Origin of the sequence: Comamonas sp. CMM03 (assembly GCF_019218715.1) — a bacterium.
Taxonomy (GTDB): domain Bacteria; phylum Pseudomonadota; class Gammaproteobacteria; order Burkholderiales; family Burkholderiaceae_C; genus Comamonas; species Comamonas terrigena.
The window spans coordinates 252,621-277,052 of sequence record NZ_JAHUXB010000003.1 but is presented as its reverse complement, the minus strand read 5'-3'; the positions used below and the strand labels follow the sequence as shown (position 1 = coordinate 277,052).

The following is a 24,432-nucleotide window of genomic DNA, read 5'->3' as shown; positions in this document are numbered from 1 at the left end:
GCAGCGGACACATCCGGGCATGTCCCAATCCACCGACGCCGCTTGCACCGCTCACACCGCTTCGGCCAGCGCGCGTTCGTACAGGTACTCGGTCAAGGTCTGGATGGCACGGGTCTGGAAGCGCGTGGGCATGTACAGCAGGTATTTGTGCGTGGCCAGGAAGTCCAGGCTGCCGGCGGGCAGCGCCAGCGCCTGCAGCGCCCCCTGCGCAATGGATTCGCGCACCATGTAGTCAGGCACCAGGCCCACGCCCAGGCCTTGCAGCAGGGCTTCGCGCAGAAAGTAGAAGTTGGGCGAAACCAGGCGCATGGACAGGGCGGCATCGCCCTGGCCCAGGGTCTGCAGGCCGGCCATGCGCAGCTTCTGCTCCGTCAGGCCCGAGGCGATCAGGGGCAGGCGCAGCAGCGCCTGCAAGGTCTGTGGCTGCCCCCACTGCGCCATGCAGGCCGGCGTGGCACAGGCCACGTACTGCACCGGCCCCAGATGGCGTGCCACCAGGTGCTCGGGCGGGTCGTTCATCACCCGCACGGCGCAGTCCACGCGGCCGTCCATCAGGTCCTCGATGGCGTTGTCGAAGATCACCTCCAGCGCAATGCCGGGGTAGCTGCGCATGAAGTCGGTCAGCCAGCCGGCCATGGTCAGCTGGCCATAGCCGCTGGGCACGCTCAGCCGCACCCGGCCCTGCAGCGCCTGGCCCAGCGCGGCCACCGATTCATCGGCCGACAGCAGCTCATGGCGGATGCTACGGCCGTGTTCGTACAGGCGCCGGCCCAGCTCCGTGGGCTCGATCTGGCGGGTGGTGCGGCGCAGCAGCTGCTGCCCCAGATCGCGTTCGAACTGGCTCAGCCGGTGGCTCACATTGGCACGGCTCATGCCCAGGCGGGCGGCTGCGCGGCTCAGGTTGCCGGCATCGATGATTTCCACCAGCAGGCCCAGGGCGTTCACGTCCATTGTCAACTTTCAATCAACATACATTTCAATTATCAGCACAATTGTCAAAATAATTAAACATATCGAAAATCAGCGGCTTGAACCATCTGCCGCCCGCACCCCGGGCGATGAGACAAGCAGGCATGAACAACTCCTCCCCCCTCCAACCGCTGGCTGGCATCCGCGTGCTGGACCTGTCGCGCGTGCTGGCCGGCCCGATGTGCGCCATGGCCCTGGCCGACTTCGGCGCCGACGTGATCAAGGTCGAACACCCGGCCCGCGGCGACGACACCCGCGACTGGGGCGTGCGCGTGGGCACGCGCAACACCTCGTACTTCAACAGCGCCAACCGCAACAAGCGCTCCATCACGCTGGACCTGCAGTCCGAAGCCGGCCTGCAGGTGGCCCGCGAGCTGGCCGCGCAGTGCGACGTGGTGGTGCAGAACTTCAAGGTCGGTGGCGCCGAGAAACTGGGCCTGGGCTACGAACAGCTGTCGGCCCTGAACCCGCGCCTGGTGTACTGCTCGATTTCCGGCTACAGCCGCAGCGGCGGCGAGGCCCAGCGCCCCGGCTATGACCTGGTGGTGCAGGGCGAGAGCGGCATCATGGCCATGAACGGCGAGGCCGGCCAGGGCCCGCTGAAATTTGGCGTGGCCGCTGTGGACATGTTCACCGGCATGTACTCGGCCCAGGCCATTCTGGCCGCACTGCTGGAGCGCGAACGCACCGGCACCGGCCGCCATGTGCAGATGGCACTGTACGACTGCGGGCTGATGATCACCAGCTACTACGGCATGGAAGCGCTGCTCAAGGCCGGGGATCCCCCCAAGTTCGGCAATGCCCACCCCTCCATCGTGCCCTATGGCGTGTTCGAGGCGGCCGACGGCCCGCTGGTCATCACCGTGGGCAACAACGGCCAGTTCGTGCGCTTCTGCCACGAGGTGATCAACCAGCCCGAATGGGCCACGGACGAGCGCTTTGCCACCAATGTGGCCCGCTCGGCCCACCGCACCACCTTGATGCCCTTGATCGAAGCCGCGCTGCTGCGCTTCAGCCGTGCCGAGCTGCTGGACAGGCTGCGCGCCGCGCAGATCCCCTGCGGCGAAGTGTTCGGCCTGCTGGACGCGCTGCAGTCCGATCGCACCCAGGAAGCCGGCTTGCTGCACCATTTCGACGACAGCGAAGCCGGCCCCCAGGCCGTGCTGGCGCCCCCCTATGCCATGGACGGCCAGCGCCTGCCGGTGCGCCGTCCCCCGCCCCACCTGGGTCAGCACACCGACGAGGTGCTGCACGAGCTGCTGGGCATGGCCCCGGAGGCCGTGGCCGCACTGCGCGCACAGCAGGTGCTCTGACACCGGTTCCGCTTTCTTTTCCCTATAAGACCAACATCCCCCCTGCTTGCCCTCTGGAGACAAACCATGCAACGCAATCCTTCGCGCACCCCTGCTTCCACCTTCACCCGCCGCAGTGCCCTGCTGGCCTGCGGCGCAGCCCTGGTCGGCGGCCTGATGGCCCCGGCACAGGCCGCTGGCGCCTGGCCTGACAAGCTGATCAAGCTGGTCGTGGCCTTCCCGCCCGGCGGCCCTACCGACACGGCCGCCCGCCTGGTGGCCCAGAGCCTGTCCGAACGCCTGGGCCAGAACGTGATCATTGAAAACCGCGCCGGCGCCTCGGGCTCCATCGGCACGGCCAGCTTCATCAAGTCACCCGCCGACGGCTACACCCTGTCCATGTTCGGCATGCCCGCGCTGCTGGCGCCGGTGCTGTTCAAGAACAATCTGTACGACGTGCGCAAGGACTTCCTGCCCGTGGCCACGGTGTACGACCTGCCCATGGCCATCATCGTCAACCCGCGCGTGCTGCCCGATGTGAAGGACCTGCCCAGCCTGATCGCCTACGCCAAGAAGGCCCAGCCTTCGCTGAACTACACCAGCTCGGGCACCGGGAGCTTTGGCCACCTGTCGATGGAGCAGCTCAAGGACCTGGGCGGCTTCGACATGCAGCACGTGGCCTACCGCGGCAGCGCCCCGGCGGTGACCGATCTGATCGGCGGCCAGATCCCGGTGATGTTTGCCGACGTGGTCGCCGCCCTGCCCCATATCCAGGCCGGCAAGCTGCGTGCGATCGCCGTCAGCTCCAACCAGGCCAAGCTGCTGCTGCCCGGCGTGAAGTCGGTGGCCGAACAAGGCTTCCCCGGCTTCGACGCCGACACCTGGGGCGGCCTGGTGGCCCCGCTGGGCACGCCCCAGGCCGTGGTGGACCGCCTGAACAAGGAACTGAAGGTGGTGCTCGCCGACCCGGCGCTGCAGCACAAGATGCAGGCCGCCGGCGCCATCGCCCGCTACCAGGACGGAGCCACCATGAAGGCACGCCTGGCCAACGACTTTGCGCGTTGGAGCAAGATCGCCAACGACAAGGGCATCAGCGCGCAATAAGCCGCTGGACAGGCTGCCTCGGCAGCCACCTACGACAAAAAAAGGGAGCGCTGCAAGCGCTCCCTTTTTCATGGTGCCGGACGTTCCCCGTGCATTCAGGCCGCGCGCGCGGCCACCGCGCCCTGCTTGCGCTTGTGCACGCCATCGCCCACCACCAGGGCCGAGACCACGCTCAGCGCCAGGGCCGTGGCCGATCCGAAGAAGATGCCCAGGTACATGTGGTGGTCCAGCATCCAGCCAAACACCGGTGCGGCCACGCAAAAGCCCAGGTCCAGGCCCGAATACACGGTGCCGTAGACCCGGCCGGTGGCGCCTTCGGGGGCGGCACGCTTGATCAGCATGTCGCGCGAGGGGCCTGCCAGCCCCGTGCCCAGGCCGGCAATCGAGGCCACCACCACCGCGCCCATGCCCGGCAGCCAGCCCGTGCCCACCAGCGCCAGCAGCAGGGCCGAGCCCAGCATGCAGATCGAAATCACCTTCTCCAGGCGCTGCACGCGGCCCACCAGAAAACCGCCAATCAGCATGCCCAGGGCGCCGCACAGCATGTAGCCGGTGACAATCAATGCGGTCACGCTCAGCGGCAGGCCGTAGACGGCGCGCAGCGAGGGGCTGGCGAAGTTCTGGATGGCGCTCATGGCGCAGGTGCTCCAGAAGAAGAACGAGAAGCACAGCCACACCGAGGGCAGCTTCAGGAAGGCCATGGCGTGTTCCGGCTTGGCGGCCGCAGCGGCCTGGGTGGCGGCGGGCTTGGCCTGGTTGCCGATGGCCGCGGGATCGCGGTCGTCCAGCCAGCGGCGGTTGATCAGCATGATGGCCAGCACCACGGCCGCCAGCGCCGCGCCGCACAGGCAGGCCACACGCCACGATCCGGTGGCGGTGGTGATGCCGGCCATGAACACCGGCGCGGTGGCCCAGCCGATGTTGCCCGACAGGCCGTGCATGGAGAACGCGTGGCCGATGCGCTGGGGCGAGACCCGCTTGTTCAGGATGGTGAAGTCCACCGGGTGGAAAGGCGCATTGCCCAGGCCCGCGAACAGCGAGGCCAGCAGCAGCATGGCGTAGTTCTGCGCCGTGCTGGCGACCACCCCCGCGACGACAAAGCTGCCCAGCGCGGCAAACAGCACCGGGCGTGCGCCCACCCGGTCCACCAGGAAGCCGGACAGCATCTGCCCGGTGCCGGAGACGATGAAGAACAGCGACACCATCATCCCCAGCTCCGAATAGCTGTAGCCGAAGTCGGAAATCAGCCAGGGGAACAGCGGCGGCAGCAGCAGGTGGAAAAAGTGCGAGGACCCATGGGCCAGGCCGATCAGGCCGATGGTGCGGGCATCCTGGCGCAGGTCGGCGGCCGGCGGCGTGGCGGAAGAGGTGGCAGTGGCAGTCATGGGGGTGATCTTAGGCAAAGGGGCCGCGTCCGCATTACGATAGCCAGCCAACTTCTGTCGCCAACATGCCAAGCATTGCCCCCACGGCGCCGCTGCGCGCCGGCAAAGCGTCCGCCTATGTGGAAACGCTCACGCCCCATCTCTATGTGCCCACGGTGCAGCGGCCGGTGCGCGCCAAGTGCCGCTGGCTGGCGGGGGACACCCAGGTCAAGCCCCACCGCCACCCCTGGGCGCAGCTGGCCATCTCCACCACCGGCACCATCCGCCTGACGGTGGCGCAAGGCACGTACATCGTGCCGCCCTCCCGCGCGCTGTGGGTGCCGCCCGATATGGAGCATGCCGTCACCATGGTGGGTGATGCAGATCTGCGCACGCTGTACTTCTACCAGCCCGACGGCCGCTGCGGCCCCGGCGTCAGCCGCCAGGAGGAAGCCGCCTGGCGCCAGTGCCGCGTGCTCAATGCCTCGGACCTGCTGCGCGCCGTGGTGCGCGAGCTGCCCACCCTGCCCGACGACCGCCTGCAGCTCAGCCCGCAGGACCGTGCGCGCGAGCACCATCTGAGCGCCCTGCTGCTGGACGAGCTGCGCCGCGCCAGCGCCGTGCAGCTGGGGGTGAACCTGCCGCAGGACAAGCGCCTGCGCGGTCTGTGCGAGGCCGTGCTGGCCGACCCCACGCGCTACGCCACGCTGGAAGACTGGGCGCGCGACACCGGCGCCAGCCCGCGCACCGTGGCGCGGCTGTTCCGGCAGGAACTGGAATGCACCTTCACCCAGTGGCGCCAGCAGGTGGTGCTGACCAAGGCCGTGGCCATGGCGGCACGCCAGCATTCCATCCAGCACATTGCCACCTCGCTGGGCTATGGCCCCAGTGCCTTCAGCGCCATGGTCAAGCGCACCATGGGCATGGCCCCGGCACGCTTTTTCGGCCTGCACAGCGGCCAAGAAGACGGCGGACTGTGACCCTGGGGCCGCCGGGCGGCCAGAGGCCGGCCAGCCCGCTTATTTGCGCAGGCCCCAGCGGTTGCGCTGCGGGGGTGGTGGGGGCGGACGGTGCTTGATACGCGGGGGCTGGCGGTGCGGGTAGATGGCGCTCCAGGCCTGCTCCTCCGGTGAGGGCGGGTGTGCATCCAGCGCCTGCTGCACGGTCTCTGCCGCATCCGGCCACAGCGGCAGCTGGTAGATGTGCAGCGTATGGCCTGCGGCGGGCAGCGAGGCACGCGCCTCCACATCCGGCACGGCGAAATCCAGGCTCACCAGCCAGCTGCCCGAGTACATCTCGCCCTCGGCCTTGAGCGCGGCGCGGGACATGCTTTCGGGCCGCTGAAACAGGTAGACCATGTCGTAGGCGCCCCAGTCCTCGGCCCAGATGTCGCCACGGCGCACCTTGGCCCAGGGGCAGCGCAGCGCGCTCACGCAGCGCAGCGGCCAGCTCCACTCCAGCCCCTCCAGCTGCGCCCGGGGATAGGCGGCACGCAGTGCCTGCAGGCCGTCGCCCATGCCGCAGCCAGCGTCCAGCACCAGGGCGCCATCGGGCAGCGGCACATGCTGCGGCAAGGCATCGAGCGCGCCCGCCGGCGTGGGGAACACCGGCGCATCCCGCCAAGCATTGAGCGGATAGACCAGCAGCAGCAACACCAGCGGCACCAGCCAGGCCCAGGCGGGCAGGCCCACCACGCCGACCACCGCCAGCGACAGCGGAAAGCCCAGCGCAATCATGCAGCGGCGCCACCAGCTGTGACCCCACAGGCTGGCCGCCGTGCCCACTGCACAGCCCACGCACAGCGCCAGCCAGACCGGCAGCACCCGCCCCAGTGCCACAAAGGCCGCCCAGCTTGCGGCCCAGGCCAGCAGGGCCGGCAAGGGCCAGCTCCGCGCGAGAAATGGAAGAAAAGCAGGCATGGATGCAACAGCAAAAGGTAGAAATTGGTAACAGCACAGGATAGCAACAGACAGCCGCCTTGCATCGGCTGCCGCCTCCCGTGCAAGGCGCTCCAGCGCCCTCCGGGCGCGGCGACCGTTGCATTCTCTCCGCTCCGGCTGCCGCACCGCCCCTTGCGGAGCCTTGGCAAGCGGCGGCGTTCTCCGGCATATTCACGTTTTACAACGTGAATAGCAATTGATTGCGTTTGTTACTATCAGCGGTTTCGATCTTTCCACCCGACAGATTTTTCCTTCAGGAGACACCATGCACCCAATGTTGTGGACCGGCTCGTTGCTAGCGCTTTCACTGGTGGGCTGCGCCGCACAATCTCCTGCGGAGCAGACGGCAAGGCCGGAAACCGTGCGCATCTGCCAGGGCAATGTCTGCGCGGACCAGCACCGCAGCACCACCACCTTCCAGGGCACCCCGGTGGATGCCGAAGCGGAACGCCGCATGCAGGCCCTGACCCAGCTGGCCGAGCGCGACCCCCGGGCTGCCTACGACCTGGGCATGCGCCTGCTGCGCGGAGATGGTGTGGAGCGCAACAGCTACCAGGCCATCGAATGGCTGCGCAAGGCCGGCGATGGCGGCCACCTGCCGGCCCAGGTGGCACTGGGGCGCATGTACCTGACCGGTGTGGAAGAGATGGGCGCAGATCCGGCGGAAGCCGAGTCCTGGCTCAGCCGCGCCGCCGCCCGAGGCGACCGGGAATCCCAGAAGCTGCTCAAGGAAGCCCAGGCGGCCAAGCAGGACGAGCAGCGCCTCTACCAGATCCGTGACGCTTACCGCAAATCCTGGGGCAGCTGGTACTACAGCGCGCCGTATTACTGGGTCTGGAGCTCTTCCGGCTGGAATCTGCGCTGACGCGCAGCGGCCTGCCGGACCTCCGTTTTTCATCCACTCTTTTTCTTAGCGAGTCCTCTGTTTATGTCCAAGACCACTTCCGCCCTCCGCTGGGTTGCCATCGCCACATCGCTGACCCTTGCAGGTTGCGTCACCCCTGGCGGCGGCACCATCTCCACGGGCACGGCCCCCACGGCCGCCACGGGTGCGGCAGGTGGCGCCAGCAGCGTGAACGCCAACCCGACGCTGGAGCGTTGCGATGCCCCTCTGGGCACCCTGGCCGTGGATGATGGCCGCAACAAGGAGTGGTATGCCAGCTTTGGCGCCGCCACCAAGATCACCACCATCGAGCCGCTGATCCGCCTGGCCGTGCAGCAGTCCAACTGCTTCGTGATCACCTCGGTGGGCAACAACCGCACCGAAAGCAAGATCTCGTCCATCACCGACAAGCAACGCAATTCCGGTGAATTCCGCGCCGGCTCCAAGCAGCAAAAGGGCCAGCGCGTAGCGGCCGACTACTACATGGAGCCGTCGATCATCATTGACAACGACGCCACCGGTCAACTCGCCGCGGGCGTGGGTGGCCTGTTCGGCAGCGTGGGCGCCCTGGTGGGTGGCGCCATGCAGAGCAAGGCTTCCGTGGTCACGCTGAGCATGTTCGACATCCGTTCGGGCGTGCAGATCTCCATTTCCGAAGGCAATGCCACCGCCACCAATTTCGGTGCCGCGCTGGGCGGCCTGGGCGGCGGCGCTGCGGCCGGTCTGGGCGGCTTCTCGCGCTCGCCGGAAGGCAAGGCCACCGTGGCCGCCTTCATGGATGCCTACAACAACATGGTGGTGTCGCTGCGCAACTACAAGGCGCAGGAAGTCAAGGGCGGCCTGGGCCGCGGCGGCCAGCTGAAGGTCGGCAAGTAAGCGCCCGGCGCTGCACGAAAAAAAGCCTCCGTATGGAGGCTTTTTTCATGGGCGGCTGCCCCGTATCCGGCGGGACCGGGCTCAGCCGCGCAGGCGTTCGATCAGCCCGTTGAGCTCGTCCAGCGATCCGAACTGGATGGCCACCTCGCCCATGTCCTGCACCTTGCCGTGGCGCTTCACGCGCTTTTTGACGCGCACTTCCACCTGGGCCATCAGCAGGTCGGAAAGTTCTTCTTCCACGCGCTGCACATCGCGCGATTTGGACACTTTCCTGGCCTTGGCTGCGGCCGTACCGTCGTTCTCTTCGGTGATTTTCTTGACCAGGCCTTCGGCCTCGCGCACCGACAGCTTGCGTGCCGCAATCTGGTTGCCGGCCGTGATCTGGCCGGCCTTGTCCAGCGCCAGCAGTGCACGGGCATGGCCCATGTCGATATCGCCGGCCATCAGCATGGTCTGCACCGGATCTGCCAGGTTCAGCAGCCGCAGCAGATTGGAGGCGGCCGAGCGGCTGCGGCCCACGGCCTGGGCGGCCTGTTCGTGCGTCAGGCCGAACTCCTGCACCAGGCGCGCCAGGCCCTGGGCTTCTTCCAGCGGGTTCAGGTCTTCGCGCTGGATGTTCTCTATCAGCGCCATCGCGGCGGCGGCTTCGTCCGGCACATCCCGCACCAGCACCGGCACGCTGTCCAGGCCTGCCAGCCGGGAGGCGCGGAAACGGCGTTCGCCCGCGATGATTTCGTACTTGCCGGCGTTCGCACCCTGGCCCAGCAGGCGCACCAGGATGGGCTGCATGATGCCCTGGGCCTTGATGCTTTCTGCCAGCTCGTACAGAGCGCCTTCGTCCATGCGCGTGCGCGGCTGGTACTGGCCGGCCACCATCTGGTCGAGGTTCAGCGTGCTGGGCTGGCCGGTCTGCACGGCTTCGGCCTGGGCCGCCTTGTCATCCACCTTGGGGCCGAGCAGTGCTTCCAGGCCACGTCCCAGTCCCTTGGGTTTCTTGGTTGCCATGGTTCAGTTGTCTTTCATCAGTTGTTCCAGCAGCGCGTGGCCGGCATCCCAGTCGCCCAGCCCGCTGGCCGTGTTGATATGGCCCGCAGGGCCTGCATCCACCCACTGGCTGCCCCAGGCCTGGGCGAACTGCCGCGCACGCGCCTGGGCGCAATACGGGTCGTTGCTGCCGCTCACCAGCACCGAGGGGAAAGGCAGGGCCTGCAGGACCACCGGCGACCAGCCCGGCAGCTGCGCGCGCAGGTCCGGCTGTTCCACGTCGCCCGGAGCCACCAGCAGGGCCGCCCGCACCTGGGTGCGCGCCAGCGGCGAATGGGCCGCCCACCAGGCCGCCAGAATGCAGCCCAGGCTGTGTGCCACCAGCACCACCGGCGCCGGGGCATCGACCAAATGCTCCTGCAGCCGCGCCGACCAGTCCCCGCGCAGCGGGCGCTGCCAGTCGTGCTGCTCCAGGCGCTGGTAACCGTAGCGCTGCTCCCAGCGGCTTTGCCAGTGGTCGGCGTCGGAGTTCTGCCAGCCGGGCAGCAGCAGCACATCCGAAGGGGTAAAACAGGCCATTGCTTTGCTTTTCATAGCTTCCAGTGCGCCCGGTAAGGGCCGCGGCAGCTGGTTGTCTTCATGCTCAGACGCGCATCTTCTTGATGCGGCCCACCATCTCTTTGGCAAAGGTGATGAAGGCCTTGCTGCCCTTGGCGGACGGGTCGAACACCACGCCCGGCAGGCCGTAGCTGGGGGCTTCGGCTAGGCGCACATTGCGGGGGATGACGGTGTCGAACACCTTGTCGCCAAAGTGGTCCTTGAGCTGGTCGCTGACCTGCTGCTGCAGGGTGGTGCGGGGGTCGAACATCACGCGCAGCAGGCCGATGATCTGCAGGTCCGGGTTCATGTTGGCGTGCACCTGCTTGATGGTGTTCACCAGATCGGTCAGGCCTTCCAGCGCGAAGTACTCGCACTGCATGGGCACGATCACGCCGTGGGCCGAGCACAGGCCGTTCAGCGTCAGCATGGACAGCGAAGGCGGGCAGTCGATCAGCACGAAGTCGTAGTCGCCATCGACGGTGCTCAGCGCGCCCTTGAGGCGTTCGTTGCGGCGTTCCAGCGACACCAGCTCGATCTCTGCGCCCGACAGCTCACGGTTGGCACCCAGCACGTGGTAGCCCACCTGCTCGGAATGCACGGCGGCTTCCTTGACGGAGGCGTTTTCCAGCAGCACGTCATACACCGTCAGCTCCAGCGCGCGCTTGTCCACGCCCGAGCCCATGGTGGCATTGCCCTGGGGATCCAGATCGACCAGCAGCACGCGCTGGCCGATGCTGGCCAGACCGGCTGCCAGGTTCACTGCCGAAGTGGTTTTGCCGACGCCACCTTTTTGGTTGGCGACACAGAAGATTTTGGCCATAGTTTTTTAGCTTACTTGGAGATGGCCAACTTGAGGCCAAAACCGATCAGAAACACACCTGCTGTCTTATTCAGCACACGCACCACCACGGGATTGGCCCGCAGGCGCTGGGCCATGCGGGCCGTCAGCAGCACCACCACCACGCTGTACAGCGCCGTCAGCAGCGCCACCGTGGCGGCCATGACCGCAAAGGTCAGCACGCCCCGGTGCTGGGCAGGATCGACAAACAGCGGGAAGAACGCCATGTAGAACACGATGGCCTTGGGGTTGAGCAAGGTGATCAGGGCACCCTGGCGGAAGTACTGGCGTGGTGCCATCTTCAGCACCGGCGCATCGCCGGGCTGGGCCCGCAGCATGCGCCAGCCCAGCCAGCCCAGATAGGCCACCCCCAGGTACTGCACCGCCTGGAACAGCGCCGGGTGCGCAGCCAGCAAGGCCGACACACCTGCCACCGCCAGCCACATCAGCACCTGGTCTGCGGCGATCACGCCCAACCCGGTGACCATGCCGGCGCGCATGCCGCCCTGGCCGGTGGAGGTGATCAAGGCCAGATTGCCTGGCCCGGGAATGAGGAGAAAAAGAAGAATGGCGACAACGAAAGCGCCGTAATCAGCCACGCCCAGCATGCATGTACCCTGCTCTATCAAAGCGCCGAGTTTATGCGACCGCAGCTTGCAGTGCAGCTTCCAACTGCAACCACTGAACCAGCGCGCTCAGCCAATGGGCCGCAACCAGACGATGCAGCGCTCCGCATCCAGGCCGGGAACCTGCAAGTGTTCCACGTGAAACACTTGCACATCGGCGCCCAGCGCGGCCATCTCGTCGTCGGGCTTCTTGCCCTTCATGGCGAACCAGATGCCTTGCGGCGCGATGGCGGCACGCGACCAGGTGGTGAAGTCGATCAGCGAGGCGAAGGCCCGGCAGCTGACGATGTCGTACGGTCCCTTCAGGCTTTCCACCCGGGCGTGGATGCCCTTGAGGTTGGGCAGCTTCAGCGATACCGCCGCCTGCTGCAGGAAAGCCGCCTTCTTGGCCACGGTGTCCACGCAGTGCACATCCACCTCCGGGCAGCACACGGCAAACACCACGCCCGGCAGACCACCGCCCGAGCCCACATCCAGCTGCGCCACCCGCTCGCCGGGCTGGCGCCCCAGGCTGGCCACATGGCGGCGCAGCGCAGGCACGGCGGCCAGACTGTCCAGCAGGTGGTGGGTCATCATCTCCTGCGGGTCGCGCACGGCCGTCAGGTTGTAGACCTTGTTCCACTTCTGCAGCAGGTCGAGGAAGGCCATCAGGGTGTCGATCTGCGCCACCCCCAGGCCCAGCTTCAGTTGCTGGGCACCCTGCTCCAGCTGGGACCGCAGTGCCGCGCTCATGCCTGTTGCTCCGTGCCGGTGGCGGCTGCAGGCGCAAAGCCCTTGAAGCCGCCCTTCTTCAGGTGAATCATCAGCAACGAGATCGCCGCCGGCGTGACGCCGGAAATGCGCGAGGCCTGGCCCAATGTCTCGGGCCGGTGCTTTTGCAGCTTCTGGCGCACCTCGATCGACAAGGCCGCCACCTGCATGTAGTCCAGCTCGGCCGGCAGCTTCAGCGATTCGTAGTGGGCAGCGCGCTGCACCTCTTCCTTCTGACGGTCGATGTAGCCGGAATACTTGGCGGCAATCTCCACCTGTTCCAGCACATCGTCGTGCAGATCGCCCAGCGTTTCGCGCGACACCTCGGCCGCTTCATACTTGCCGCCGTCCATGCCCACCAGGGCGGCATAGCCCACCCCGGGGCGACGCAGCAGGTCGAACAGGTTGTATTCGTGCTCGATGCTCTTGCCCAGCACGCGCTCGGACTCGGCTGCAGGCAGATTGCGCGGATTCACCCAGGTGGCCTTCAGGCGTTCTGTTTCACGTGAAACAGCATCGCGCTTGCGGTTGAAGAGCTCCCACTGCGCATCGCCCACCACACCGAGCTGACGGCCGACCTCGGTCAGGCGCATATCGGCATTGTCTTCACGCAGCTGCAGACGGAACTCGGCGCGGCTGGTGAACATGCGGTAGGGCTCGGTCACACCCTTGGTGATCAGGTCGTCGACCAGCACCCCCAGATAGGCTTCGTCACGGCGCGGCATCCACGGACCTTGGCCGCGCGCCTGCAGACCGGCGTTGATGCCGGCGAACAGGCCCTGGGCCGCGGCTTCCTCGTAGCCCGTGGTGCCGTTGATCTGGCCCGCAAAGAACAGGCCCTGGATCTGGCGGGTCTCGAAACTGCTCTTCAGGCCACGGGGGTCGAAGTAGTCGTATTCGATGGCATAGCCGGGGCGCAGGATGTGCGCGTTCTCCAACCCCTTCATGCTGCGCACCAGTGCGTACTGGATGTCGAAGGGCAGCGAGGTGGAGATGCCGTTGGGGTAGTACTCGTGTGTGGTCAGGCCTTCAGGCTCCAGAAAGATCTGGTGGCTGTCCTTGTCCGCAAAGCGGTTGATCTTGTCTTCCACGCTGGGGCAGTAACGCGGGCCCACCCCTTCGATCTTGCCGGTGAACATCGGGCTGCGGTCAAACCCGCTGCGGATGATTTCGTGCGTGCGTTCGTTGGTGTGCGTGATCCAGCACGGCATCTGCTGCGGGTGCATGGCGGCATTGCCGCGGAAGCTGAACACCGGCACATGGCCTTCGTTCATGCCGCCGGGCATGCCGTCGCCGGGCTGCTCGGTGCACTGGCTGAAGTCGATGCTGCGGCCATCGATGCGCGGCGGCGTGCCGGTCTTCAGGCGGCCCTGGGGCAGCTTCAGCTCCTTCAGGCGCGCCGACAGCGTGACCGCGGGCGGATCGCCGGCGCGGCCGGCTGCATAGTTGTCCAGGCCCACGTGGATCTTGCCGTCCAGGAAGGTGCCGGCCGTCAGCACCACGGTCTTGGACTTGAACTGGATGCCCACCTGGGTGACCGCCCCCACCACGCGGTCGCCCTCCACCATCAGGTCGTCCACCGCCTGCTGGAACAGCCACAGATTGGGCTGGTTCTCCAGCATCTCCCGGATCGCCGCCTTGTACAGGATGCGGTCCGCCTGGGCCCGCGTGGCGCGCACGGCCGGGCCCTTGGAACTGTTCAGGATGCGGAACTGGATGCCGCCCTGGTCGGTGGCCAGCGCCATGGCACCGCCCATGGCGTCCACTTCCTTGACCAGGTGGCCCTTGCCGATGCCGCCGATGGACGGATTGCAGCTCATCTGGCCGAGGGTCTCGATATTGTGGGACAGCAGCAGCGTCTTGCAGCCCATGCGGGCGGCAGCCAGTGCGGCCTCGGTGCCGGCGTGACCGCCGCCGACGACGATCACATCAAATTCTTGGGGGTACAGCATGTTCTTCAACTCCGTCGCGGGCGGCATCGCCATGCCACCCGAGGTCTTGGCAGTGCAGGCAACAGGCTGCCACTGCCGCCGGCGTCTGTGCAGGCCTTACGCGCTGTCACCCCGGCATCCCGCGCTGCGTTCAAATGTGCAGGCGCGTGCAAACCTTTGATTTTCCCACCCTTTGCCCGCCTTGTCTTTCGCCCAGGCTGGAACCGCGGTTTTCTCCACGCCTGGACACCGCAGGCCCTGCCACCTCCCGGTGTGTTCCACGTGAAACACGCAGGACTGCAGCCCGTCCGGCCTTGTGTCCAGCAGGGATTTGGCAGCCGGGCGTGCGGCGATTTAGCATGTGCAACTGTGTTCAACCCCCTGCCCTGCGCGGGCATGCCACACACCATGAAGCTTTACTACAGCCCCGGCGCCTGCTCCCTGTCCCCCCACATCGTGCTGGAAGAAGCCGGCCTGCCCTACGAAGCCATTCTGGCCAGCACCAAGACCCACACGCTGCAGGACGGCACGGACTTCTACACCATCAACCCGCTGGGCTACGTGCCCTTCCTGGTGCTGGACAACGGACAGACCCTGCGCGAAGGCCCGGTGATCGTGCAGTACATCGCCGACCAGGTGCCAGCCAAGCAGCTGATTCCGGCCAGCGGCACCCTGGAGCGCTACCGCGTGCAGGAATGGCTGAATTTCATCGGCACCGAACTGCACAAGGGCTTTGGCCCACTGTTCAACCCCAGCACCCCCGCCGATTACAAGCCCACCATCCTGGCCCAGTTGCGCAAGCGCTTCGCGTGGGTGGAAAAGGAGCTGACCGGCAAGGACTACCTGACCGGCGCCCAGTTCTGTGTGGCCGACGCCTATCTGTTCACCGTCTCCAACTGGGCCCAGCATGTGGGCTTGGAACTGGGCGACCTGCCGCAGCTGCAGGCCTACCGCCAGCGTGTGGGCAGCCGCCCGGCCGTGCAGGCCGCCCTGCGCGCCGAAGGCCTGGCCAAATAAGCCGCCGCTGAAGGGCCGATGCACAGACCGTGCAACGCAGCCACCAACGAAAAAGGCCTCCAACTGGAGGCCTTTTCATATCTGGAGCAGATCTGGAGCGGATCAGCTCAGCAGCGCACGCTCTTCCTTGCGCGGGGCTGCCCCCACCTTGGGCTGAGCGCGCGGCGCCGCCACTGGCCGGCCGGCGCCCGGCAGACTGCCGACCGCAGCGGCCGGAGCACGGCTGCCATGCTGCACCTGCAGGCTCTGGTCCAGGTGGAACTGGTTGACCACCTGGGCCAGGCGACCCGCCTGGTCGCGCAGCGAATCGGCGGCGGCCGAGGCTTCTTCCACCAGCGCGGCGTTCTGCTGCGTCATGCGGTCGATATCGCCCACGGCCTGGTTCACCTGGCCAATGCCCGACGACTGCTCGTTCGAGGCCGCAGTGATCTCGCCAATGATGTCGCCCACCCGGCGGACGCTGTCGACGATTTCCTGCATGTTCAGGCCCGCTTCTTCCACATGGCGTACACCGCCATCCACGGCGCTGACGCTGGTCTGGATCAGGCGCTTGATCTCGTTGGCGGCTTCGGCACTGCGGCCTGCCAGCAGGCGCACTTCCCCAGCCACCACGGCAAAGCCACGGCCCTGCTCGCCGGCACGGGCCGCTTCCACGGCCGCATTCAGCGCCAGGATGTTGGTCTGGAAGGCAATCGAGTCGATCAGGCCGATGATGTCGCTGATCTTGCGGCTGGAGGTGGAGATGTCCTGCATGCTCTGCACCGCCTGCTGGACGATGGCGCCGCCGCGCAGTGCGGTGTCGCTGGCCGAGCTTGCCAGCTGGTTGGCCAGCTGGGCCGAACTCGCGGTCTGCTGCACGGTGGAGGTCAGCTGCATCAGCGACGCCACGGTCTGCTGCAGGTTGCTGGCAGTCTGCTCGGTGCGGCTGGACAGATCGGTGTTGCCCATGGCGATCTCCTGGCTGGCCGTGGCAATGTTGCCGCTGGCGTCATGCACCTGGCCCACCATCTGGTTCAGACTGCGGCGCATTTCCTGCAGCGCGGTTTGCAGGTCGGCCACTTCATCCTTGCCTTCCACCTGCATTTGCTGGGACAGATCGCCCTTGGAAATGGCCAGCGCCATGCGGCGGGCAATTTCCAGCGGGCGGCAGATGGACACCATGTTCAGCAACGTCAGCGGAGCCACCACCAGCACCGTGATCACCACGGACAGCAGGAACAGCCACTGGGTCTGCGTGGCGGCTTCGCTTTCGTTGCGCTGGGCGGCATCCGCCTCGTCCTGCAGCACCTGGGCCAGCTTCTGCACCAGGGTGTCCACTTCCACCAGCTCGGCCATGGCCTTGTTGCCCATGCGGTAGGCGATGGTGGCAGTGTCATAGCCATTGGCTTCCAGCTGGCGCACTACCGGCTCGAACTGCTTCTGGTAATTGTCCATGCGCTGCATCAGCTCCTGCACGAGCGCATCGTCGGCATCGCTGACCTCCCCCACGAACTTCTGGGACACGGCCTTGACCTGCTCCAGCCCCTTGAGCCACGACTCCTTGGCCTTGGTCACGCGCTCCGGGTTTTCGTACTGGATGATCATGTCCTTCTCGTGCTGGCGCACCAGGCCCAGGCTGGCGCGCAGCTGGGACAGGTGCTGGGCCTTGGTGTACGAGGTTTGACGGAAATCCTGGCTCATGTCCTGGATGCGGAACATGCCCCACATCCCGGCCCCTCCCAGCAGGCCCAGCAGCACCAATACCACCGCGATGGCGCCCAACATGCGCAACCTGATCGTGAAACCCCGCATGAGTGCAAACACATTCATGACCGCAAACCTCCAAAGCACTGAGCAACAGACAGATCCAGCTGAACACACAGGATTTCCACGTCCGTCGGCGTCATATTGCAAATAAATGCAAATTCTGGATAGAAGTGTCAAAGTTTGCCAGACATCGCCCCTTCGTGGCCTGGGGAAACTGACGGGAATTCCCCGGGAATACGGGGTTTCAGTCACTCAGGCAACTTCCTCCGGCTCTTTGTGCAGTGCAGCATCTCCATCGCCTGCCTTCTTGGTTTCACGTGAAACCATCTGCGCCATGGCGGGGGACTGCAAAACCGGCTTGACTTTGCCATCATGTGAAGGTTCATCATGGACCCATCCCAGGCAGCACACCCATCCGGGTCCGCCTCTTTTTTCTCAGGAGAACCACCATGGAACATGAATTTCACGTTGAAGGCATGACCTGCGGCCATTGCGAGCGCGCCGTCACCAATGCGGTGCACGAAGTCGATGCATCGGCCCAGGTGCAGATCGACCGGGCCCAGAAGAAAGTGGTGGTGCAGAGCGCCGCCGAACGCGAGGCCCTGCGCCATGCCATCGCCGAAGAAGGCTACCAGGTCGCCGCCTGAGGCGGTGGCACCGGCCCACTGGCCGGTGCCCATTGGCGACGCCGCACGCCTGGCCGGCGTGTCGGCACGCATGGTGCGGCATTACGAATCGCTGGGCCTGCTGCCCGAAGTGGCCCGCACCGACAGCGGCTACCGCCAGTATGGTCCGGCCGACGTGCACACGCTGCGCTTCATCCGCCGCTCCCGCGATCTGGGCTTTTCCATGGAAGAGATCAGCCTGCTGCTGGGCCTGTGGCGCGACCAGGCGCGCAGCAGCGCCCAGGTCAAGCAGATTGCCCAGCAGCACATTGCCGAACTGGGCGAGCGCATTGCCGCCATGCAGGCCATGCAGCGCAGCCTGCAATCGCTGGTGTCCTGCTGCCGGGGCGACGACCGCCCGGACTGCCCCATCCTGGACGATCTGGCCGCGCCGGAACTCGCCCCCCCGCACTGAAGCGAGCGCCACACCCAGGGCCCCGCCGCATCCGGTCACGCAGATGACCCGGGCGGCGGGGCTTTGCATTTCCAATGTGCAAACGCACAATTTGCGGCTGGACCCGGCACAGCGAGGCCGCGCCAGCACCCCGACCACTTTCTCAGGAGACAAGCATGAGCCAGACCCGCGAGGTTTTCCTCGTCAGCGCAGCCCGCACCGCCATCGGCACTTTCGGCGGCAGCCTCAAGGATGTGCCCAACACCCAGCTGGCCACCACCGCCGTGAAGGCGGCCATCACGCGCGCCGGCATCGCCCCTGATGCCGTGGGCCATGTGGTCATGGGCAACGTCATCCCCACCGACACCAAGGATGCCTACCTGTCGCGCGTGGCGGCCATCGATGCCGGCTGCCCCATCGAAACCCCGGCCTTCAATGTGAACCGCCTGTGCGGCTCCGGCCTGCAGGCCATCGTGTCCGCCGCCCAGGCCATTGCCCTGGGCGACTGCGATGTGGCGATTGGCGGCGGCGCCGAATCCATGAGCCGCGGCCCCTATTTCGACCAGGCCTCCCGCTGGGGCCAGCGCATGGGCGACGCCAAGAGCATCGACTACATGCTGGGCATCCTGCACGACCCCTGGCAGAAGATGCACATGGGCATCACGGCCGAGAACGTGGCCGAGCGCTACCGGATCTCCCGCAGCATGCAGGACGAACTGGCCGTGCTGAGCCAGCAGCGCGCCGCGGCCGCCATCGAGGCCGGCCGTTTCAAGGAGCAGATCGTTCCGGTGGAAATCGCCAGCCGCAAGGGCACGGTGTTGTTCGACACCGACGAACATGTGCGTGCGGCCACCACACTGGAGACCCTGGCGGGCATGAAGCCCGCATTCAAGAAGGAAGGCGGCTCGGTCACGGCCGGCAATGCCTCGGGCATCAACGACGGTGCTGCCGCCGTCACCCTGGTGGCCGGCGACCGCGTGCAGGCCCTGGGCGTCAAGCCGCTGGCCCGCCTGGTGGGCTATGCCCACGCCGGTGTGGAGCCGGCCTATATGGGCATCGGCCCGGTCCCCGCCACCCAGAAGGTGCTGGCCCGCACAGGCCTGAAGATCCAGGACATGGACGTGATCGAGGCCAACGAAGCCTTTGCCGCCCAGGCCTGCGCCGTGATCCAGGAACTGGGGCTGGACCCCGCCAAGGTCAACCCCAATGGCTCGGGCATCTCGCTGGGCCACCCCGTGGGCGCCACCGGCGCCATCATCACCACCAAGGCGGTCTACGAGCTGCACCGCACCGGTGGCCGCTATGCGCTGGTGACCATGTGCATCGGCGGCGGCCAGGGCATTGCCGCCATCTTCGAGCGCGTCTGACGCCCGCCCGGCGCGGGGGCTGGCCCTCCCGTGTTGATGCCGGGTTCCAGCCTCCTTCCGAGCAACTGAAACCCGGCATCCGCAACGACCGCTGCGCTAAGACAAGCTCTGTCACACATCCCGGGCCGCGCCATCGTCTGTTGCGCTGCGCGCGCCCTATCATCCGAGCCTTGACCACCCTGCTCCCGTGCCTCCCATGGAATCCCTGCTGCCCCGTCTGAGCCACACCCTCGTTCATGCCAAGTCCCTGGAGGAGCTGACCCGCCCCCTGCTGGACATGCTGCAGCAGGTGACCAAACTGGATTCCACCTACCTCACCCGCATCGACCTGCCCCACAGCCAGCAGCATGTGCTGTACACCTGCAACCGCGGTCGGCTGGAGATGCCCGAAGGCCTGGTCGTCCCCTGGCAGGACACCTTGTGCCGCCGCGCGCTGGAGGACCGCCAGCCCTATACGGCGGATGTGGTCTCCAGCTGGGGCGATTCCGAGGCCGCCCGCGCCCTGGGCCTGCATACCTATGTCAGCGCCCCGGTGCGCCTGCCCCAGGGCCAGCTCTACGGCACGCTGTGCGCTGCCAGCGGCGTCGAGCAGGCCATGCCCGACGGTGCCATGGCCACGCTGGAGCTGTTCGCCGGCCTGATCGGCCAGCAGGTGGAGCGGGAGCTGCTGCTGCAAGAGCTGCAGCAACGCAATCTGGAGCTGGCCAACTATGCGTTGACCGACGCCCTCACCGGCCTGCCCAACCGCCATGCCCTGATGGAGGAGCTGCCCCGCATGTGGGCCCGGGCCGAGCGCGACGGACGCAGCGTGCTGCTGGCCTTCATCGACCTGGACGGCTTCAAGCAGATCAACGACCAGCACGGCCACGAAGCGGGCGACCAGCTGCTGCAGACCGTGGCGCGCCAGCTGCTGAATGCGCTGCGCGACAGCGACTTTGCCGCACGCATCGGCGGCGACGAGTTCGTCATGGTGGGCACCGGCCCGGAGATTTCGCAATCGGCGACCCAGGTGCTGTACGAGCTGGAGGAGCGCCTGGCGCTGGCCACCCAGTGCGATGTGGCCGTGGCGGAGGATCTGCTGCACTACCCCGGCGCCAGCGTCGGCGTGGTGGCCGTGCACCCGGCGCAGACCAGCACCGAGCAGGCCCTGGCCCTGGCCGACGCCGCCATGTACGAGAACAAAACGCGCCGTCGCACGCGTTCCGGCATCCACTGAGGTCCTGCCCTACCACCACCCTCTAAAAGGGCTTACAGGGCCGTTTTGCTCCAAACCGGGGCATGGCGAACCACAGGCAAAAGCTTGGGCTAGGATGGCTTCATAGCCTATCCCTAGCCAAGCCATGTCTTCGTTAGCGCCAGACTTCCTCACAGCCCTGGGCATGATCGGCCTGGCTGCCTGGGTGCTGGCCTGGGTGATCTGGGTGCTGGGGCGGCCGTTCTGGTACCAGGGCCTGTCCCAGGGGCTGTGGTGCAACACCCTGATCGGCATGGCCTATCTGCTGCTGGCCCTGGTCAGCCGCAACGCCAGCCTGGCGCTGCTGATGGCCTCCCTGCTGCTGGTCTGTCTGGCCACCTCCTGTTTCACCATTGCGCTGCAGCGCTTTCGCCAGAGCGACCGCCTGGTGCGCGACTGCCTGATCCTGTTTCTGCCCCAGGCCATCACCATGGCGTTGGCAGCGCTGCTGCTGCCGCAGGACTGGGGGCTGTTTCACCGCCTGCATGCCGCCCTGCTGCTGGGCCAGCTGCTCTACCTGCTGTGGCTGCTGCAACGCATGCGCCGCAGCACGCCTGGCAGCGGCTGGGTGCTGGTGGTGGTGGCGGTGCTGGCGCAGAGTCTGGCCCTGCTGCCGCTGATCGTGCAGGAAACCTCTCCCCTGCCGTTTTCGCGCCAGCGCCTGTCGGTGTATGAGCAGTTGGCGCTGTGGAGCGTCTGCCTGACGCTGTTCGTGAACCTGGTGCTCTCCAGCATCGGTCTGCTGCTGATGCTGCACGACCGCCAGGCCGCGCTGGACCAGGACAAGGCCCGGCTCGATCCGCTGACCCAGCTGCCCAACCGCACGGCCCTGGTGCAAGGCCTGCTCGACGCCATGGCCCAGGCCGTGCACACCGGCATGCCCTTGTCGGTGGTGGTGCTGGACATCGATTTCTTCAAGCGCATCAACGACAGCCACGGCCACCTGGTGGGCGACCGGGTGATCCAGAGCGTGGCCCACACGCTGCAGAGCCAGCTGCGCAAAGGCGATCTGGCGGCGCGCTATGGCGGGGAGGAGTTCGTGCTGCTGCTGCCCCACACCCATTCCGCCGAGGCCCTGCCCCTGGCCCAGCGCCTGTGCGATGCCGTGCGCCTGAGCCCGTTGCAGCTGAGCACCGGCCCCCGCCTGGAGTTCACCATCAGTGTGGGGGTCTACACCGCCCAGCTCCAGCAGCCCAGCCCATGGGAGGCCCTGGTGGCGGCCGCCGATGCCGCCATGTACGAAGCCAAGCGCAACGGCCGCAACCGGGTGGTGCTGGCACAGCCCACGGCAGAGTCGCTGCGTTTCTTTGAGCGCAGCCACCGCGACGCGCCGTTCTGAAGGCGCCGCTGCGGCCCCTCCACCGCCTTCAGAACGGCATGCTCTGCGGATCGGTGTCCACCGGGGCTTCGGCCGGCCCGGTCACCTTGCCGCCCTGCCCAGCCGGCCTGCCACCGGCCACGCGCACCGCCAGGGTTTCGGTCCCCGAGCCCGACGGCTGCAATGCTGCAGGCAGGTCCTGGCCCAGCTCGGTACGGCCTTCACCACCCAGGGCGTCGATCAGGTCCGGAATCAGGCGGCTCAATTCACCGGTGGCAATCGCCACATCGGTGTCAAAACCGCCTTCATCGCCGGCCTCATCCAGCACGCTGTCCAGGAAGGCAATCTTCTTGACCTGCAGGGTGTCGCTCAGCACAAAGCTCACGCGGTCGTCCCAGGTCATGGCCAGCTTGGTCGGCAGCTTGCCCTGCTCCACATGCTGCTTGACCTCGTCGATATCGAGCGGGTGGCGTGCGTAGCGCACCACCGCCTTGGATTCGTCCGCGGCCTTGAGCTCGCATTCGCGGTCCACAGAAAAACCCACCGGCGGCTCCTGGCTGATCAGCCAGTGCGCCATGGCTGCCTGGGGACTGGTCTGCGTATCGAGCAGCGCCACGCCAAAGCCCTGCAGGCTTTCAACCAGCAGCGTCACCACCTCGTCGGCACGGCCCTGGGCGCCGGTGTCCAGCACCAGCAGCTTGGCCTGCGGATCCAGCCAGACCCACATGGCCCCCTGCTTGGTGAAGGCCATGGGCAGCAGGTCCAGCTTGGCTTCGTCCTTGAGCTCCTGCTTTTCCTTTTTGCCCGGTTTGCGGCCGAACTCTTTTTCAATCGCTTCGGCCTTCTCCGCCACCTTGCGGTTGAGCACGCTGGCGGGCAGCATCTTGCTCTCGCTCATATAGCGCATCACCCATTGGCCACCCACGCTTTCGGCCAGCAGCCCATGCTCCTCGCCACGCGGTGGCACCCAGCCGGAAGACTTTTCCTGCGTCGCTCCACAGGGGGTGAAAGGCGTCTTTTGCAGCGCTTCTTCCATCTGTTCCAGTGCACCCTGCCATTGCGCGGCAATGCGGTACACGATCATGTTCTTGAACACGCAGCAACCTCTTTTCTGTGTCATGCAGCGCAGCGCCTCCGTCGGCGCTGCGCCTTATCCAAACCATGGCTATCCACGCCGACCTGGTGGCGTGGTAATCCCTCATTTGCCCATTGTGGACCACCCTGCCCTGCCAGCTACGGGGTGCAGAGGGTCTCCAGGCTTCGCACTACTTTACACAGCATCACGGTTTCCACATGGAACGCTTACAGACAGTCCCCACACTTGCATTCAAGCGCTGCAACCAAGCTGCAGCGTTCCCCTCAACCTGAAGGAAAGGACATCACCATGGCCCTCTTGCAACGCTCCCTGATCGCCACCGCCACCGCTGCTGCACTGGCCGGCGCCTTCACCCTGCCCGTGTGGGCACAGAACACCGCCGCACCGGCAGCCCCCACGGCCCAGACCGCCCCTGCCCACCCCCACCAGGCGGGCCGCCCTGCCCTGGACCCTGCCGCCATGCATGCCCAGCACATGGAACGCGTCAAGCCCTTGCTGCAGCTGACCGCCGCCCAGGAAGGTGCCTGGAAAAAGTACGTGGAAGCCACCCGCCCTGCAGAGCGCAAAGCGCCTCGCATGGACCGTGAGGCCTTCAACAAGCTGACCACGCCCCAGCGCATTGACCAGGCCCAGAGCCTGCGCAAGGAACGCAACGCCGCCATCGAGCAGCGTGAAAACGCCACCAAGGCCTTCTACGCCAGCCTGAATCCGGCGCAGCAAAAAGCATTCGATGTGGCCATGCCCATGCACGGCCACGGCCATGGCAAAGGTCCTGGCATGCACCGCGGCAGTCCCCGTGGCGAAGGCCATCCCGGCATGCGTGGCGGCCACCCCGGCATGGGTCAGCCTGGTCAGGCAGCCCCCGCTGCGGCGCCCGGCGCCTGAATCGGTTTCGGTCGTGCGCCATCCCGGTTGCCCAGCCGGGACACCACCCTCTTCAGCAGGTCTTGTGCCTGCTTTTTTTATGCCTGCAGTTTTGACCCGGAAGCCGCAGGCCCGCCATACATGTGCCACATGGCCGCATGTGCCGCCCATGCAGCACATTCCGGTTTTTTCCCGCGCAGCCCCCCCACACAGCGCGAAAAATTCTTTTCACCTTCCAGCCCCTGGCACGGACCCTCTACGGACCCGCTTGCCGCCACCACGGGTCCACCCCCTTGGTGGCAGCGATGCACCGCCAGGACGCTCGGGCCAGCTCTGCCACGGCCAATGCAGCTGCAGGCTCCGTGTCCGGCATCCTCCCGGGGCAGAGATTCTATATAAAACAACAACTTAGACAAAAAAGTAACTCAGTTACCTAGTTTGGCGACATTTCAAACCTTCGTAACCGAGTTACATCCAGTCGGAAGCCCTCCTCCACCGCACCAGGAGGCCTGTTCCGGCTGGTTGAAGCCTGTTCGAGTGCTTTCCAGGCCTGTGGACAAGCATGGGCAGAAAA

The 24,432-nt window shown here is 66.5% G+C and carries 22 protein-coding genes and 1 pseudogene; 12 read left to right on the top strand and 11 right to left on the bottom strand.

Annotated elements, in window-relative coordinates; all coding sequences use genetic code 11:
• Positions 1 to 51: 51 nt before the first annotated feature.
• Positions 52 to 951 (bottom strand): LysR family transcriptional regulator, encoded by a 900-nt coding sequence (locus tag KW830_RS11925; protein ID WP_218333295.1) that lies wholly within the window; start codon positions 949 to 951, stop codon positions 52 to 54.
• A 122-nt stretch (positions 952 to 1,073) separates the two neighbouring features.
• Between KW830_RS11925 and KW830_RS11920 the strand changes: the two genes are divergently transcribed.
• Both KW830_RS11920 and KW830_RS11915 read left to right on the top strand, forming a co-directional pair.
• Positions 1,074 to 2,282, top strand: coding sequence for a CaiB/BaiF CoA-transferase family protein (locus KW830_RS11920; protein WP_218333294.1), 1,209 nt, complete (start codon positions 1,074 to 1,076; stop codon positions 2,280 to 2,282).
• A gap of 66 nt (positions 2,283 to 2,348) precedes the next feature.
• A complete protein-coding gene (locus KW830_RS11915; RefSeq protein ID WP_218333293.1) occupies positions 2,349 to 3,365 on the top strand; it encodes a tripartite tricarboxylate transporter substrate binding protein in 1,017 nt (338 codons plus the stop codon).
• A gap of 95 nt (positions 3,366 to 3,460) precedes the next feature.
• Here the strand turns inward: KW830_RS11915 and KW830_RS11910 are convergent, their stop codons facing one another.
• Entirely contained in the window at positions 3,461 to 4,750 is a 1,290-nt protein-coding gene (locus KW830_RS11910; RefSeq protein WP_218333292.1) for an MFS transporter, read from the bottom strand.
• Positions 4,751 to 4,815: 65 nt separating this feature from the next.
• Between KW830_RS11910 and KW830_RS11905 the strand changes: the two genes are divergently transcribed.
• Positions 4,816 to 5,709: a helix-turn-helix domain-containing protein gene (locus KW830_RS11905; protein WP_218333291.1), complete on the top strand. Its 894-nt coding sequence runs from the start codon at positions 4,816 to 4,818 to the stop codon at positions 5,707 to 5,709.
• A 189-nt stretch (positions 5,710 to 5,898) separates the two neighbouring features.
• Here KW830_RS11905 and KW830_RS11900 read toward each other — a convergent pair.
• Positions 5,899 to 6,648: pseudogene (locus KW830_RS11900) on the bottom strand (class I SAM-dependent methyltransferase); the annotation flags it as partial.
• Between the two features lie 286 nt (positions 6,649 to 6,934).
• Here KW830_RS11900 and KW830_RS11895 point away from each other — a divergent pair.
• Both KW830_RS11895 and KW830_RS11890 read left to right on the top strand, forming a co-directional pair.
• Positions 6,935 to 7,534, top strand: coding sequence for a tetratricopeptide repeat protein (locus KW830_RS11895; protein ID WP_066538517.1), 600 nt, complete (start codon positions 6,935 to 6,937; stop codon positions 7,532 to 7,534).
• Between the two features lie 63 nt (positions 7,535 to 7,597).
• Positions 7,598 to 8,428 (top strand): hypothetical protein, encoded by an 831-nt coding sequence (locus KW830_RS11890; RefSeq protein ID WP_066538514.1) that lies wholly within the window; start codon positions 7,598 to 7,600, stop codon positions 8,426 to 8,428.
• Between the two features lie 81 nt (positions 8,429 to 8,509).
• On the opposite strand, the gene KW830_RS11885 is transcribed toward KW830_RS11890, so the two are convergent.
• From KW830_RS11885 to mnmG, 6 genes are all read right to left on the bottom strand, one after another.
• Entirely contained in the window at positions 8,510 to 9,433 is a 924-nt protein-coding gene (locus tag KW830_RS11885) for a ParB/RepB/Spo0J family partition protein (RefSeq protein ID WP_066538511.1), read from the bottom strand.
• Between the two features lie 3 nt (positions 9,434 to 9,436).
• Positions 9,437 to 10,006 carry an alpha/beta hydrolase gene (locus tag KW830_RS11880; RefSeq protein WP_218333290.1) on the bottom strand — a complete coding sequence of 190 codons (570 nt, stop codon included), beginning with the start codon at positions 10,004 to 10,006 and terminating at the stop codon, positions 9,437 to 9,439.
• A 49-nt stretch (positions 10,007 to 10,055) separates the two neighbouring features.
• Positions 10,056 to 10,832 (bottom strand): ParA family protein, encoded by a 777-nt coding sequence (locus KW830_RS11875; protein ID WP_066538506.1) that lies wholly within the window; start codon positions 10,830 to 10,832, stop codon positions 10,056 to 10,058.
• An 11-nt stretch (positions 10,833 to 10,843) separates the two neighbouring features.
• On the bottom strand, positions 10,844 to 11,458 hold the full coding sequence (locus KW830_RS11870) for a LysE family transporter (protein ID WP_218333289.1): 615 nt from the start codon (positions 11,456 to 11,458) through the stop codon (positions 10,844 to 10,846).
• 87 nt (positions 11,459 to 11,545) lie between these two features.
• On the bottom strand, positions 11,546 to 12,208 hold the full coding sequence (rsmG, locus tag KW830_RS11865; protein WP_218333288.1) for a 16S rRNA (guanine(527)-N(7))-methyltransferase RsmG: 663 nt from the start codon (positions 12,206 to 12,208) through the stop codon (positions 11,546 to 11,548).
• Positions 12,205 to 14,178: a tRNA uridine-5-carboxymethylaminomethyl(34) synthesis enzyme MnmG gene (mnmG, locus tag KW830_RS11860; protein WP_218333287.1), complete on the bottom strand. Its 1,974-nt coding sequence runs from the start codon at positions 14,176 to 14,178 to the stop codon at positions 12,205 to 12,207. Before mnmG ends, rsmG begins: the two co-directional genes overlap by 4 nt.
• A gap of 387 nt (positions 14,179 to 14,565) precedes the next feature.
• On the opposite strand from mnmG, the gene gstA reads away from it, so the two are divergent.
• On the top strand, positions 14,566 to 15,174 hold the full coding sequence (gene gstA / locus KW830_RS11855; protein WP_066538889.1) for a glutathione transferase GstA: 609 nt from the start codon (positions 14,566 to 14,568) through the stop codon (positions 15,172 to 15,174).
• 102 nt (positions 15,175 to 15,276) lie between these two features.
• On the opposite strand, the gene KW830_RS11850 is transcribed toward gstA, so the two are convergent.
• Positions 15,277 to 16,983: a methyl-accepting chemotaxis protein gene (locus tag KW830_RS11850; protein WP_218333286.1), complete on the bottom strand. Its 1,707-nt coding sequence runs from the start codon at positions 16,981 to 16,983 to the stop codon at positions 15,277 to 15,279.
• A 386-nt stretch (positions 16,984 to 17,369) separates the two neighbouring features.
• Here KW830_RS11850 and KW830_RS11845 point away from each other — a divergent pair, with 386 nt between their 5' ends.
• The 5 genes from KW830_RS11845 to KW830_RS11825 all read left to right on the top strand — a co-directional run bounded on the left by KW830_RS11845 (position 17,370) and on the right by KW830_RS11825 (position 21,919).
• Positions 17,370 to 17,567, top strand: a complete 198-nt coding sequence (locus KW830_RS11845) for a heavy-metal-associated domain-containing protein (RefSeq protein ID WP_066538495.1) — start codon at positions 17,370 to 17,372, stop codon at positions 17,565 to 17,567.
• Positions 17,530 to 18,000, top strand: coding sequence for a Cu(I)-responsive transcriptional regulator (cueR, locus tag KW830_RS11840; protein WP_066538492.1), 471 nt, complete (start codon positions 17,530 to 17,532; stop codon positions 17,998 to 18,000). Before KW830_RS11845 ends, cueR begins: the two co-directional genes overlap by 38 nt.
• Positions 18,001 to 18,155: 155 nt before the next feature.
• Positions 18,156 to 19,346, top strand: a complete 1,191-nt coding sequence (locus KW830_RS11835) for an acetyl-CoA C-acyltransferase family protein (protein ID WP_218333285.1) — start codon at positions 18,156 to 18,158, stop codon at positions 19,344 to 19,346.
• Between the two features lie 196 nt (positions 19,347 to 19,542).
• On the top strand, positions 19,543 to 20,562 hold the full coding sequence (locus KW830_RS11830) for a sensor domain-containing diguanylate cyclase (RefSeq protein ID WP_066538486.1): 1,020 nt from the start codon (positions 19,543 to 19,545) through the stop codon (positions 20,560 to 20,562).
• Positions 20,563 to 20,686: 124 nt separating this feature from the next.
• On the top strand, positions 20,687 to 21,919 hold the full coding sequence (locus tag KW830_RS11825) for a diguanylate cyclase (protein ID WP_218333284.1): 1,233 nt from the start codon (positions 20,687 to 20,689) through the stop codon (positions 21,917 to 21,919).
• Between the two features lie 28 nt (positions 21,920 to 21,947).
• Here the strand turns inward: KW830_RS11825 and KW830_RS11820 are convergent, their stop codons facing one another.
• On the bottom strand, positions 21,948 to 22,994 hold the full coding sequence (locus KW830_RS11820) for a recombination-associated protein RdgC (RefSeq protein ID WP_066538478.1): 1,047 nt from the start codon (positions 22,992 to 22,994) through the stop codon (positions 21,948 to 21,950).
• A gap of 288 nt (positions 22,995 to 23,282) precedes the next feature.
• Between KW830_RS11820 and KW830_RS11815 the strand changes: the two genes are divergently transcribed.
• Positions 23,283 to 23,879, top strand: a complete 597-nt coding sequence (locus KW830_RS11815; RefSeq protein WP_218333283.1) for a Spy/CpxP family protein refolding chaperone — start codon at positions 23,283 to 23,285, stop codon at positions 23,877 to 23,879.
• The last annotated feature ends 553 nt before the right edge of the window (positions 23,880 to 24,432 follow it).